The sequence below is a fragment of the Pseudomonas botevensis genome (genome assembly GCF_019145475.1).
Taxonomy (GTDB): domain Bacteria; phylum Pseudomonadota; class Gammaproteobacteria; order Pseudomonadales; family Pseudomonadaceae; genus Aquipseudomonas; species Aquipseudomonas botevensis.
The window spans coordinates 92,735-105,408 of sequence record NZ_JAHTKI010000012.1 but is presented as its reverse complement, the minus strand read 5'-3'; the positions used below and the strand labels follow the sequence as shown (position 1 = coordinate 105,408).

12 protein-coding genes are annotated in these 12,674 nt (G+C 61.1%); 2 read left to right on the top strand and 10 right to left on the bottom strand.

Going from position 1 to position 12,674, the window contains the following annotated elements:
• Positions 1-206 precede the first annotated feature (206 nt).
• Positions 207-1,916, bottom strand: coding sequence for a single-stranded-DNA-specific exonuclease RecJ (recJ, locus tag KVQ74_RS17195; protein ID WP_217832366.1), 1,710 nt, complete (start codon positions 1,914-1,916; stop codon positions 207-209).
• A 55-nt stretch (positions 1,917-1,971) separates the two neighbouring features.
• Entirely contained in the window at positions 1,972-2,514 is a 543-nt protein-coding gene (locus tag KVQ74_RS17190) for a YaeQ family protein (protein WP_217832365.1), read from the bottom strand.
• Positions 2,515-2,660: 146 nt separating this feature from the next.
• Here KVQ74_RS17190 and KVQ74_RS17185 point away from each other — a divergent pair, with 146 nt between their 5' ends.
• Together KVQ74_RS17185 and KVQ74_RS17180 are read left to right on the top strand one after the other, a co-directional pair.
• Positions 2,661-3,860, top strand: a complete 1,200-nt coding sequence (locus tag KVQ74_RS17185; protein ID WP_217832364.1) for a CaiB/BaiF CoA transferase family protein — start codon at positions 2,661-2,663, stop codon at positions 3,858-3,860.
• Positions 3,787-4,767, top strand: a complete 981-nt coding sequence (locus KVQ74_RS17180; protein WP_217832410.1) for a TIGR02285 family protein — start codon at positions 3,787-3,789, stop codon at positions 4,765-4,767. The genes KVQ74_RS17185 and KVQ74_RS17180 overlap by 74 nt, the downstream gene beginning before the upstream one ends.
• Before the next feature lie 174 nt (positions 4,768-4,941).
• Here KVQ74_RS17180 and KVQ74_RS17175 read toward each other — a convergent pair whose 3' ends face one another.
• From KVQ74_RS17175 to rplS, 8 genes are all read right to left on the bottom strand, one after another.
• Positions 4,942-5,226, bottom strand: a complete 285-nt coding sequence (locus KVQ74_RS17175; protein ID WP_217832363.1) for a DUF3509 domain-containing protein — start codon at positions 5,224-5,226, stop codon at positions 4,942-4,944.
• A gap of 162 nt (positions 5,227-5,388) precedes the next feature.
• Entirely contained in the window at positions 5,389-5,796 is a 408-nt protein-coding gene (locus tag KVQ74_RS17170; RefSeq protein ID WP_217832362.1) for a response regulator, read from the bottom strand.
• Between the two features lie 116 nt (positions 5,797-5,912).
• Entirely contained in the window at positions 5,913-7,283 is a 1,371-nt protein-coding gene (locus KVQ74_RS17165) for a transporter substrate-binding domain-containing protein (RefSeq protein ID WP_217832361.1), read from the bottom strand.
• 119 nt (positions 7,284-7,402) lie between these two features.
• Positions 7,403-8,812: a threonine synthase gene (gene thrC, locus KVQ74_RS17160; RefSeq protein WP_217832360.1), complete on the bottom strand. Its 1,410-nt coding sequence runs from the start codon at positions 8,810-8,812 to the stop codon at positions 7,403-7,405.
• 63 nt (positions 8,813-8,875) lie between these two features.
• Entirely contained in the window at positions 8,876-10,180 is a 1,305-nt protein-coding gene (locus KVQ74_RS17155) for a homoserine dehydrogenase (RefSeq protein ID WP_217832359.1), read from the bottom strand.
• A gap of 132 nt (positions 10,181-10,312) precedes the next feature.
• Positions 10,313-11,044, bottom strand: a complete 732-nt coding sequence (dsbC, locus tag KVQ74_RS17150; protein WP_217832358.1) for a bifunctional protein-disulfide isomerase/oxidoreductase DsbC — start codon at positions 11,042-11,044, stop codon at positions 10,313-10,315.
• Between the two features lie 149 nt (positions 11,045-11,193).
• A complete protein-coding gene (gene xerD / locus KVQ74_RS17145; protein ID WP_217832357.1) occupies positions 11,194-12,090 on the bottom strand; it encodes a site-specific tyrosine recombinase XerD in 897 nt (298 codons plus the stop codon).
• Between the two features lie 219 nt (positions 12,091-12,309).
• On the bottom strand, positions 12,310-12,660 hold the full coding sequence (gene rplS, locus KVQ74_RS17140) for a 50S ribosomal protein L19 (protein WP_217832356.1): 351 nt from the start codon (positions 12,658-12,660) through the stop codon (positions 12,310-12,312).
• Positions 12,661-12,674: the final 14 nt, after the last annotated feature.

Sequence of the window (12,674 nt, the reverse complement as noted above, 5' to 3'; positions counted from 1 at the left end):
GGAAAAAGGTGCAGCACCCGCCCCCGCGGGCAAAAAATTCGACAAGACGTCACAAGGCCAATCAAGCAGTGCTTAGAGCCTAGTCGACATCCGGGGATGACGGAGGGTTCCGAGTGATTCGGTGTCTGAAATGCCGCTTTGGCAGGCGAGCCTACTCCCACCCGACCGGTGCTTGGCCTGTGGGAGCGGGCTTGCTCGCGAAGGACTCAACGCGGTTCGATGTGGGCAATCATCAGTTGCACGGTTTCATTGCCACGAAACTCGTTGAGATCGAGTTTGTAGGCCAGTTCCACCCATTTGATCGTCGGATTCGGCCAGATGTCGCGGTCGATGCCGAAGGCAATACCGTCGAGCTTCACCGAACCACACTCGCTCTTCAGCACTACTTTCAGGTGCCGCTCGCCGACCACCCGCTGCTCCACCAACTGGAACACGCCGTGAAACAGCGGCTCCGGGAAATGCTGGCCCCAGGGACCGGCGTGACGCAGGGCGCGGGCCAGTTCGAGGTGAAACTCCTCGACTGCCAGGGTGCCGTCCGACAGCAGGCGTCCGGTGAGGTCTTCTTCGCGAAGTTGCCTACGCACTTCGGCGTCGAATGCCTCGGCGAACAACGGAAAATTCTCCTGCGGCAAGGTCAGACCGGCCGCCATCGCGTGGCCGCCGTACTTGCTGATCAACTCCGGGTGCTGCGCCGCCACCACACTCAGCGCATCGCGAATATGGAAGCCCTGCACCGAGCGTCCCGAGCCCTTGAGCAGGCCGTCGCCCGCATCGGCAAAGGCGATGGTCGGGCGGTGATAACGCTCTTTCATCCGCGAGGCGAGGATGCCGATGACGCCCTGGTGCCATTCCGGATCGAACAGGCACAGGCCGAATGGCATCGACTCGACCGGCAAGTCCTTGAGCTGGGCCAGCGCCTCACGCTGCATGCCCTGCTCGATGGATTTGCGGTCCTGGTTCATGCCGTCCAGTTGCGCGGCCATTTCCCGCGCCAGCGTGGCGTCATGGGTCAGCAGGCATTCGATGCCCAGGCTCATGTCATCCAGGCGTCCGGCGGCGTTCAGGCGCGGGCCGACGATGAACCCCAGGTCGGTGGAAGTGATGCGCGAGGCGTCACGCTTGGCGACTTCGAGGATGGCCTTGATCCCCGGCCGCGCGCGCCCGGCGCGAATCCGTTCCAGCCCCTGATGCACCAGAATCCGGTTGTTGGCGTCCAGCGGCACCACGTCGGCGACGCTGCCCAGCGCCACCAGATCCAGCAGTTCGCCGATGTTCGGTTGCGGTTTGCTCTCGTACCAGCCGAGGCTGCGCAGACGCGCGCGCAACGCCATCAACACATAGAAAATCACCCCGACCCCGGCCAACGCCTTGCTCGGAAATTCGCAACCCGGCTGGTTCGGATTGACCAGCGCATCCGCCTGCGGCAGTTCATCGCCGGGCAAGTGGTGGTCAGTGATCAGCACCTTGAGCCCGGCACGTCTGGCGGCGGCCACACCATCGACGCTGGAAATGCCGTTGTCGACCGTGATCAGCAACTGCGGCTCGCGGGTCAGCGCGACTTCGACGATTTCCGGGGTCAGACCGTAACCGTATTCAAAGCGGTTCGGCACCAGATAGTCGACATGCGCCGCGCCCAGCAGGCGCAAACCGAGCATGCCCACAGTACTCGCCGTGGCGCCGTCGGCGTCGAAATCGCCAACGATCAGGATGCGCTGGCGCTGCTCCAGCGCCGTCACCAGCAGATCCACCGCCGCATCGATGCCCTTGAGCTGCTGGAACGGGATCAGCCGCGCCAGGCTCTTGTCCAGCTCCACCTCGGACTGCACGCCCCGCGCCGCGTACAGGCGGGTCAGCAGCGGTGGCAGGTCACCGAGAAATGGCAGGGTGGCGGGCAACTGGCGAGGTTCGATACGCATGGTGTGACAGGAGCTTCTCTAAAATATGTGGGATTTTTCCGGGAGTGATGCAGCCTCAGCCGCGCTCGCCCTGCAACCATTCCAGCTGCACTTCGTGCTGACCACGATCGTCGGTGACGAAGATCGTCCCTTCGCTAATCATCACGTCCCACTTGATGACGCGGGGCATGTCCTTGGCCAGGGTCTCCAGTACTTCCTGAGGAACAGCGGCGATGTTGACGTTCTTCAGAGTCTTGATCGCCGGGATCACCTTGCCTTCCCAGACCCGCAGGCTACCGTAGGCCAGCAGGCTGGTGCGCTCGGTGCGACGCGAGCACCAGGTCAGGCGATCGGCGTCCGGCTGGCCGACTTCGATCCAGTGCAGGACACGGTCGTCCAGGCTCTTTTCCCACAATGCAGGTTCATCCACGTCCGACAGACCACGGCCAAACGACAGCAGTTCGTTGTACCAGAGGGCGTAGGCCAGCAGTCGCACGGTCATGCGCTCTTCGGTTTCCGAAGGGTGACGGGCGATGGTCTGCTTCACGGTCTCGTAGACGCCACGGTCGAGGTCGGTGAGGTTCAGTTCGTATTTGTAGGTGGTGGACGGCTGGGCCATGAACGGGCTTCTTGAGACGGGGAAAGTCGGCAAGTCTAACCGATGCCGTAGGCAATCAACGAATTGATGGCGATCAACCTTGCGCGACTGACAGCCGGCTATGTTAAAACGCTCTATCCGATCAGCCTTGTCCTACAGGATTTCCCATGCCGTTCGCCAACAAACCGCTCAGTGGTCTGAAAGTCATTGAACTGGGTACATTGATTGCCGGGCCGTTTGCCTCGCGCATCTGCGGCGAGTTCGGCGCCGAAGTGATCAAGATCGAGTCGCCGGACGGCGGCGATCCACTGCGCAAGTGGCGCAAATTGTATGAGGGCACCTCGCTGTGGTGGTTCGTCCAGGCACGCAACAAAAAGTCCCTGACCCTGAACCTGAAACACCCCGACGGTTTGGCGATCCTGAAAAAGCTGTTGGGCGAAGCCGACATCCTGATCGAGAACTTCCGCCCCGGTGTACTGGAAAAGCTCGGCCTGAGCTGGGAAACCCTGCACGCCCTGAATCCGAAACTGGTCATGGTGCGCCTCTCCGGCTTCGGCCAGACCGGGCCGATGAAGGATCAACCCGGTTTCGGCGCGGTCGGCGAATCCATGGGCGGGCTGCGCTACATCACCGGGTTCGACGACCGCCCGCCGGTGCGCACCGGGATTTCCATCGGCGACTCGATCGCCGCGCTGTGGGGCGTGATCGGTGCCTTGATGGCCCTGCGTCATCGTGAGGTCAATGGCGGTCTCGGCCAGGTCGTCGATGTGGCGCTGTACGAAGCCATCTTCGCCATGATGGAAAGCATGGTCCCGGAGTTCGACGTGTTCGGTTTCATCCGCGAGCGCACCGGCAACATCATGCCCGGCATCACGCCCTCGTCGATCCACACCAGCGCCGACGGCAAGCACGTACAGATCGGCGCCAACGGCGACGCCATCTTCAAGCGCTTCATGCTGATTATCGGCCGCGAAGACCTGGCCAACGACCCGGCCCTGGCGAGCAACGACGGGCGCGATGCCCGCCGCGACGAGCTGTACGGGGTGATCGACCGCTGGGTCAATTCGCTGCCGCTGCAGAGCGTGCTCGACCTGTTGAACCAGGCCGACGTGCCGGCCAGCCGGATCTTCAGCGCCGAGGACATGTTCAACGATCCACAATACCTGGCGCGGGAAATGTTCCTCCACGCCAGGCTACCGGACGGCAAGCCCTTCAAGATGCCGGGCATTGTGCCGAAACTCTCTGAGACACCCGGCTCGTCCGAATGGGTCGGCCCGACGCTCGGTGAACACAATGCGCAGGTACTCCACGATCTTGGCTACGACGAGAAGCAGATCGCCCGGCTGCGCGAAGACGGAGCCATTTAAGCTGAAGCACCGGCAGCCCTCCGCCAGCAACCGCGCCCACCACTGGTGGACGTGGCGGTCGTTCGGCCTGCTTTTTCTGTTGATCCTGCCGGCCTGGGCCGAGGCTAAACCGACGCTGATCTGGCTGTTGCGCGACCTCCCGCCACTGACGATTTTCGAAGGCCCGAAAAAAGGCCAGGGGGTCGTCGATCAATTGCTGCCGATGCTGATTGCCGGCATGCCGCAGTACGAACATACCCTGATGCGGGTCAACCGCGCTCGCGGCATGCAGATGCTGCACGAAAACCCTTTCGCCTGTGACCCCTCGCTGCTGTGGAACAAGGAACGGGCGCAATGGATGGTCTTTTCCATTCCTGCGTTTCGCGCTGTCAGCAATGGTCTGGTGGTTCGTCAGAAAGATCGCGCAGTGCTGGAGCCGTTTCTCGTTGATGGCGAAGTCGACCTGAAGGCCTTTCTGGCAAACGGCGAGAGAAAAGTCGGCGTGGTGGCTGAACGCAGTTATGGCGGTTATCTGGATGAACTGCTGAAACAGGCACCCAGCGGTTCACTGACCCCGCACTACGGAAATGACGCATTGCGCAATCTGCTGTCGATGCAACATCTGGGGCGGCTGCAGGTGGTGCTGGGCTACTGGCCGGAGATTCGCTATCAGGCGCTGCAGGCCGATATTGACGAAAATGGGCTGGTGTTCTTTCCGGTTCAGGGCACGGGCAAATACCTGTCGACCCACATCGCATGCACCGACACCACCCAGGGACGGCAGGCGATCCACGAAATCAACCACCTGCTGCGCACGCTGCCCCACGAGCCGGTGGATCAAAGCTATGCCGAATGGCTGGACCCGGACATGCGCACGGATTACCTGGAGCAGTCGCGGATATTCTTCGAACAACAGGCCGCGCAGTGAAATCCGGGCAAAAAGAAACCCCGAGAAGTGGGGAGACGACTCGGGGTTAAACGTGGCCTGTATCAAAGACCCGTAGCAGCAAGCGACAAGCACCGGAGCACAATGCTTGATCCTGCTGTTATGGGGTCTGACTGACCGGGATGCAGGAAGGTTCCCACAAAATACAAATCCGTTTCAGACAACCAGTGGTTGCTTGTCCCCGGCGGCGTTGCGCAGCGCTGCGATCACACAAGGCTCAAGCCGGCCTTCGGCAATCAGCACGTCACGGTGCAGACCATCGACCACATCGGTCAGCTGGCGTTTGTCGCTCAACTGCGCTTGATTGAATTCGCGTTCCACCGCAATGGCACCGCTGCCGTTCCTCAAGGTGACCAGGCATTCGCCATGGGCACCACAAGGGGTCAACGTCACCTGATACGGGCTTAGAGCCTCACCGAGCAATAGACTGATACTTTCCATCTCGATCTCCACTCATTAGTCCGAAAACAAAGTGCCTGGGGCGTGTTCACAGTAAATGACCACCGGCCCGAGAAGAAAGTTCTGATCGTCGGGCTGCACCCTGGAAAGACACCGTCCTGTCAGAGCATGCCGAGTGAAGATGACAGAAAAACAACCACGCCCTCAGACGCCGACGACCTGCACTCGTTGCTGCAGGTAAGTGTCCAGCAGCGCCCTCATCAGGACCGCCGACACTGGCGTATGCAACCAGCCCAGCAAGTGCAGTTGATGATCCTGCAACAGCCTGCGCAGGTCACTGAGCAGACTCGGCGCCACGTTGCCCAGCAGGATCACCGACTGCGTCGCCCGCTCCAGCGCCACATGGCGAATCAGCGCCATGCCTTCCCCGCCCTTCAATTGCGGATCGCAAATCACGATGTCGACCGCCCCGCGCCGCTCCAGCGAGGTCAGCGCCGAGGTCAGGGTCGGCGCCGTCAGCACGTCATAAATGCCGATTGCATTGAGCATCTGATGCAGGGCCATCAACTGGAAGGGATTGGGTTCGAGAATCAGGACTTTAAGCGAGCGCATGGCGACCCCTGCAACGGCAAACGCGGCGTCTCACCGCAATTGGCGCTCACTGTAGGGCAGCCAATCCGGGCCTCCCATCGGAAAAGGAGGTGCTTTGCATAGGAATTTTCTGATTTTCAAAGCAGACACTGACAACCGCTTTCCGCCCTGCGCTGGGTGATATCCGTCCAGCCTCCCACCAGCCCGCGCAACTCGCCGTCGGCACTGAAAAACGGCACCGTCCACTGATAGACCTCATGCACGCCGCTCTTGAACAACAACTGGCGCGTGCTGAAACGCGTCTTGCGCGTGCGCAGCTGGATCATGAATTCACCGTGCAGCATTCGCGCGGTCGACTCCGGCAACGCGTCGACCTCGATCAGCAGGCGTCCCTGCACCTGATCGAAACGAACCGACAACGCCTCCTCGTAACTTCTGTTGCACAGGATCAGGCGCCCCTGCAAATCCCGCACGAACACCGGGTCCGGCATGGCGTCGATCAACGCGCGCTGAAATGCCAACTGGTCACTCAGGTTGCGCTCCACGTCACAGCGCTGCTTGACCTCGGCGGTCAGCCGACGGTTCCACAGCAACGACAACACCCCGAACACGCTGACCACCAGCATGCCCCAACAGCCCCATTGCGTAAGGCGTTGCCAGAGCGTCGGCACAGCGGCAGGCACGACGCCGCTCAGCCATTTCATGCGGATCGCGCGCAGTTCGCTGGCGTGGAACGCCTCCAGCGCCTTGTTGAGGATACTCAGCAGCTCGGGCTGGCCCTTACGCACGGCCAGGTGATCGGCCTCCCACTTGCCCTCGACCAGGGCACCGACCTTGAGCAGACCCGATGGATAGAGTTGGGCGCCCGTCTCGTTCTCAATGGTGGCGTAAGCCTCACCGCTTTCGACCAGCGCCCGGGCTTCGGCATAGGTCTTTACCGAACGGACTTCGATGGCGGGGTAATCGCGACGTATGGAATCTTCCAGTGCATGCCTGGCCGGAAGCACCAGTACCCGCTTGGCCAGTTGCTCCAGGGCGTTCACCTCGGGCGCCCCCCGGCGCCCGACGAACACCCAGCCAGCCCCGCCAAAGGCATGACTGAAATCCAGGAACGCCTTGCGCTGATCGTTCATCGCCAGGGTCGTGCTGATGTCCGCCGCTCCGCTCTCCAGGCGTTCGAGCATCTGATCGGTGGAAAACGATTCCTGATAGACGAATCGCAGGCCGGTCATGGCGCTGATGCGCCGCAGGACATCGTTGTTCAGACCGCTCCAGTGACCGTGTTCATCCTGGAACAGATACAGCGGGTATTGCACCGCCGCGACAGTCACCTCGGGATGATCCCGAATCCACTGGTGTTCCGCCTCATCCAGTTCGATCGGAGCGACGTTGAGTGGCTCCTGATCATGCAGCGCCAGTTGCGCGGCCTCGCTCCCGGGTGTTGCCCCCAACACCAGCACCAGACACAACCGGCCAAGCGTCGATTTCATTGCTCTTTCAAACAGCATTGCCACTTCCTTCGTGATGGAGTCACCCGTCCTTCAAGGGTGAAAACCCGAGCAGTGTGGCAGCAGAAACAAAAAAGCCCGTCAGGAGACGGGCTTCAAAATGTGACAGCTTTTCGGGCTTAAAGCGGCTTGCCGCGATTGCCATGCTGGCTGACAAAGGCCTGCACGGCTTTCAGCTCATTTGCCAGAACGGTGCAACGCTCTTCTCTCTCAAACAAATCAGAAAGATGTGCAGGGAGTTCGAGAGCTTTTCCTACACCGGCCTTTTCCACCGCGTCAGGGAATTTGACCGGGTGGGCCGTTCCCAGAATCACCATCGGGATGTCCAGGCTGCGACGGCATTCACGCGCGGCCTTCACGCCGATGGCGGTGTGCGGATCCAGCACTTCGCCGGTCTGGGCAAAGACTTCGGCGATGGTTTCGCAGGTTTGCGCATCGTCCACGGCCAGGGAGTCGAACAGCTTGCGTGCTTCGGTCCAGCGTTCCTGCTCGACGCTGAAGCCGCCGCCCTGCTTGAACGAGTCCATCAGCCCGGCAATCGCCGCGCCGTTGCGACCGTGCAGGTCGAACAGCAGGCGTTCGAAGTTCGACGACACCATGATGTCCATCGACGGCGACAGGGTGGCGTGCAGGGTTTCCTTGACGTACTGGTTGCCGCTCATGAAGCGGTGCAGGATGTCGTTGCGGTTGGTGGCGACGATCAACTGGTTGATCGGCAGACCCATGTTGCGTGCCAGGTAACCGGCGAAGATGTCGCCGAAGTTGCCGGTCGGCACCGAGAACGATACCGAACGCGCCGGGCCGCCCAATTGCAGCGCTGCGTGGAAGTAGTAAACGATCTGGGCCATGATCCGCGCCCAGTTGATCGAGTTCACCGCGACCAGACGCGTGCCCTTGAGGAAGCTCTGGTCGGCGAAACTCGCCTTGACCATTTCCTGGCAGTCGTCGAAGTTGCCTTCGATGGCGATGTTGTGGATGTTTTCACCGAGGATGGTGGTCATCTGCCGGCGCTGCACTTCGGACACACGGTTGTGCGGGTGCAGGATGAAGATGTCGACGTTTTCGCAGTGCTTGCAACCTTCGATGGCCGCCGAGCCGGTATCACCGGAGGTGGCACCGACGATCACCACGCGCTCGCCGCGCTTTTCCAGCACGTAGTCGAGCAGGCGACCGAGCAGTTGCAGGGCGAAGTCCTTGAACGCCAGGGTCGGGCCGTGGAACAGCTCCATCACCCATTCGTTGCCGTTCAGTTGGCGCAACGGCGCGACGGCGTTGTGCGAAAACACACCGTAGGTTTCTTCAAGGATCTTTTTGAAATCGGCATCCGGGATGCTGCCGGTCACGAACGGACGCATCACCCGGAAGGCCAGTTCGTGGTACGGCAGGCCCGCCCAGGAAGCGATTTCTTCCTGGGTGAAGCGTGGCAGGTTTTCCGGGACGTACAGACCGCCGTCGGTGGCAAGGCCAGCCAGCAGGACGTCTTCGAAATTCAGGGCCGGTGCCTGGCCGCGGGTACTGATGTAACGCATGACTGACTCCAATGGACAGTGTTCGCAGCACCGGGCCACGCGGACCCGGTGCTCGATAACGGCTTAGTTCAGGGACTCGACACGGATCCGCACAACCGGACCGACCACACCCGCCAGCGCTTCGAGGGCAGCGATGGCGTCGTTGATGTGCTGCTCCAGCACACGATGGGTCAGCAGGATCATCGGCACCAGGCCATCGTGCTCCTCGACTTCCTTCTGCATGATCGACTCGATGTTGATGCCACGCTCCGACAGGATGCTCGCCACCTGGGCCAGAACGCCCGGATGGTCCTTGGCCTGGATGCGCAGGTAGTAAGCGCTTTCGCAGGCTTCGATCGGCAGGATCGGATGGGCCGACAGCGAATCCGGCTGGAAGGCCAGGTGCGGAACGCGGTTTTCCGGGTCGGAGGTCATGGCGCGAACCACGTCCACCAGGTCGGCGATCACCGACGAAGCGGTCGGCTCCATGCCGGCGCCAGCGCCGTAGAACAGGGTCGAACCGGCAGCGTCGCCGTTGACCATCACCGCGTTCATCACGCCGTTGACGTTGGCGATCAGACGATCGGCCGGGATCAGCGTCGGGTGGACGCGCAACTCGATGCCGGCAGCAGTGCTGCGCGCCACACCGAGGTGCTTGATGCGGTAGCCCAGGGCTTCGGCGTAGTTCACGTCGGCGGTGGTCAGCTTGGTGATGCCTTCGGTGTAAGCCTTGTCGAATTGCAGCGGAATGCCGAACGCGATCGAGGCCAGGATCGTCAGCTTATGCGCGGCGTCGATGCCTTCAACGTCGAAGGTCGGATCGGCTTCGGCATAACCCAGCGCCTGGGCTTCGGCCAGCACGTCTTCGAAGGTGCGACCCTTCTCGCGCATTTCGGTGAGGATGAAGTTGCCGGTGCCGTTGATGATCCCGGCCACCCAGTTGATACGGTTGGCGGACAGGCCTTCGCGGATCGCCTTGATCACCGGAATGCCACCGGCCACGGCCGCTTCGAACGCCACGATGACGCCTTTCTCGCGTGCCTTGGCGAAAATTTCATTACCGTGAACGGCAATCAGAGCCTTGTTCGCGGTGACCACATGCTTGCCATTCTCGATGGCCTTGAGTACCAGCTCGCGGGCAACGGTATAGCCGCCCATCAGCTCTATGACGATGTCGATCTCAGGGTTCGTGGCCACTTCGAAGACATCGTTGGTAATCGCAATACCGGTCGTCTGGAACTGAGGCTTTGGCGTGCGCATGGCAATTTGTGCCACTTCGATTCCACGCCCGGCACGACGAGCAATTTCCTCGGCGTTGCGCTGAAGTACGTTGAAGGTTCCGCCACCGACGGTCCCTAACCCACAGATGCCTACTTTGACCGGTTTCACTGTGAACTCCCCATAAAACGGCCGACACGAGGCCGGCCGTGAAAACAACCGCAGGTTCGCGGCTCTCATTGATGGCCCGGCAATGCTGCCACCGGACCACGCTCGTCAACGGCTGCCCGTGACGATGCGAATTTACTTCGCGCCCAGCGCCAGTTTGGCGACTTGTGGCGCAGGCTGGTAGCCCGGGATGACTTGTCCGTCAGCCAAAACGATGGCCGGCGTGCCGTTCACACCGATCGACTGACCGAGGGCGAACTGCTTGGAAACCGGGTTATCGCACTTGGCGGCCTTGATTTCCTTGCCGTCGACCATTTTGTCCATGGCCGACTTCTTGTCTTTGGAGCACCACACCGCTTGCAGTTGCTCGTCACCCGGCGAACCCAGGCCCTGGCGCGGGAACGCGACATAACGCACTTCGATGCCGCGCTTGTTCAGCTCCGGCACTTCGGCGTGCAGCTTGTGGCAGTACGGGCACGTGGTGTCGGTGAACACGGTGATGTGGGACTTGGTTTCGCCCACGGCCGGGTAGACCACGGTTTCGGCCACCGGGATCGCATTGATCAGTTTGGAAATGCCCAGGCGCTCGGTCTTCTCGGTCAGGTTGACCGGTTTACCGTCCTTGAGCTGGAACATGTAGCCCTGAACGATGTACTGGCCGTCGGCGCTGGCGTAGAGCACGCGGCTGCCCTTGAGCTTGACTTCGTACAGGCCCGGCAGCGGGCTGGCGGTAATGGTGTCCACCGGCACGTCGAGCTGGAGGTTTTCCAGGCTCTGGCGGATGGCTTTGTCGGCCGCATCATCGGCGACGGCAAAGGTGCTGACCAACGCAATGGCTGCGGCGGCGAAAATCTGGGTCAGACGCATGAGAACTCCTGAAGGCGGACAAATGGAACGATCAGAACGCCCGTGCCGGAACACCGGGTCATAACCGCCCATCGTGCAAACCGGCAAAGCCTAACACATAAGGCCTGCATGGCCGAATGCGCCTGTCGCAAGACTTCCGGCTTCCTGGTTCAGCCACGCGGGTGATGTTTGGCATGCAGGTCCTGCAACCGTGCCCGGGCGACATGGGTGTAAATCTGCGTGGTCGACAGATCGCTGTGCCCCAACAGCATCTGCACCACCCGCAAGTCCGCACCGTGGTTGAGCAAGTGAGTGGCGAAGGCGTGGCGCAACGTGTGCGGCGACAGGGACTTGCCGATCCCGGCGACCTTGGCCTGATGCTTGATGCGGTGCCAGAAGGTCTGCCGGGTCATCTGCTCGCCGCGCAGGCTGGGGAACAGCACATCGCTGGGGCGCCCGCCGAGCAGTTCGCTGCGACCATCGCGCAGGTATCGCTCGACCCAGACAATCGCCTCCTCGCCCATCGGCACCAGGCGCTCCTTGCTGCCCTTGCCCATGACCCGCAGCACACCCTGGCGCAGGTTGACCTGCTCCAGCGTCAGGCTCACCAGCTCAGTCACCCGCAAGCCACAGGCGTACAGCACTTCGAGCATGGCGCGATCGCGCTGGCCGATGGCTTCGCTCAGATCCGGTGCTGCGAGCAGCGCTTCGACATCGGCCTCCGACAGGGATTTGGGCAGTGGTCGGCCCAGTTGCGGCATGTCCACGCGCAAGGTCGGGTCGACCGAGATCAGCTTTTCTCGCAGCAGATAGCGATAAAAGCCACGAACACCGGAGAGAAATCGCGCGGTGGAGCGGGGTTTGTAATTCTGCTCCAGACGCCAGGCCAGGTGATCGAGGATCAGCTCGCGACCGGCGTTGATCAGTTCCAGATGTTTTTCCTGCAACCAGCCGTTGAACAGTGCCAGATCACTGCGATAGGCATCGCGGGTGTTATCGGACAGGCCTTTTTCCAGCCACAGGGCGTCGAGAAACTGGTCAATCAGCGGATGGTCGATGGCAGGCATGGGCACGCAAATAACGAGTGAACGGGAAATGGCGGTCAGTCTTTCACAGCGCGTCAGTTCAAGGAACCGTTCTGTGTTGTCCAGGCCATCGATTCCCACCCCCACAGCCATCGAACGCAGTGATCCGATTCCGAATCATCCCGCGGAACCGGGATGAATAAATCGCAGGCAACAAAAAAGCAGCCCGTAGGCTGCTTTTTTCTGCATCGGAGACTGGGATTAAACCAGTTTTTCCTTGATGCGAGCTGCTTTACCCGACAGGTCGCGCAGGTAGTACAGCTTGGCTTTACGTACGTCACCGCGACGCTTGACAGCCATGCTGTCGATTTGCGGGGAGTAGGTCTGGAAAGTACGTTCTACGCCAACACCGTTGGAGATTTTACGAACGGTGAACGCACTGTTCACGCCGCGGTTACGCTTGGCGATTACAACGCCTTCGAACGCTTGCAGACGGGAACGATCGCCTTCCTTCACTTTCACCTGAACGACAATGGTGTCGCCCGGGGCAAAGGCAGGGATTTCTTTGCTCATCTGCTCTGCTTCGAGTGCAAGGATGATTTTGTTGGTCATGCTGTGCTCCTAAG

Excerpts from the sequence above, each read along its gene's own strand:
- KVQ74_RS17185 (WP_217832364.1), top strand. The coding sequence starts at position 2,661 with ATGCCGTTCGCCAACAAACCGCTCAGTGGTCTGAAAGTCATTGAACTG.
- recJ (WP_217832366.1), bottom strand. The coding sequence starts at position 1,916 with ATGCGTATCGAACCTCGCCAGTTGCCCGCCACCCTGCCATTTCTCGGT.
- xerD (WP_217832357.1), bottom strand. The coding sequence starts at position 12,090 with ATGCCTGCCATCGACCATCCGCTGATTGACCAGTTTCTCGACGCCCTG.
- KVQ74_RS17175 (WP_217832363.1), bottom strand. The coding sequence starts at position 5,226 with ATGGAAAGTATCAGTCTATTGCTCGGTGAGGCTCTAAGCCCGTATCAG.
- dsbC (WP_217832358.1), bottom strand. The coding sequence starts at position 11,044 with ATGCGTCTGACCCAGATTTTCGCCGCCGCAGCCATTGCGTTGGTCAGC.
- KVQ74_RS17180 (WP_217832410.1), top strand. The coding sequence starts at position 3,787 with ATGCGCAGGTACTCCACGATCTTGGCTACGACGAGAAGCAGATCGCCC.
- thrC (WP_217832360.1), bottom strand. The coding sequence starts at position 8,812 with ATGCGTTACATCAGTACCCGCGGCCAGGCACCGGCCCTGAATTTCGAA.
- KVQ74_RS17165 (WP_217832361.1), bottom strand. The coding sequence starts at position 7,283 with ATGCTGTTTGAAAGAGCAATGAAATCGACGCTTGGCCGGTTGTGTCTG.
- KVQ74_RS17170 (WP_217832362.1), bottom strand. The coding sequence starts at position 5,796 with ATGCGCTCGCTTAAAGTCCTGATTCTCGAACCCAATCCCTTCCAGTTG.
- rplS (WP_217832356.1), bottom strand. The coding sequence starts at position 12,660 with ATGACCAACAAAATCATCCTTGCACTCGAAGCAGAGCAGATGAGCAAA.
- KVQ74_RS17190 (WP_217832365.1), bottom strand. The coding sequence starts at position 2,514 with ATGGCCCAGCCGTCCACCACCTACAAATACGAACTGAACCTCACCGAC.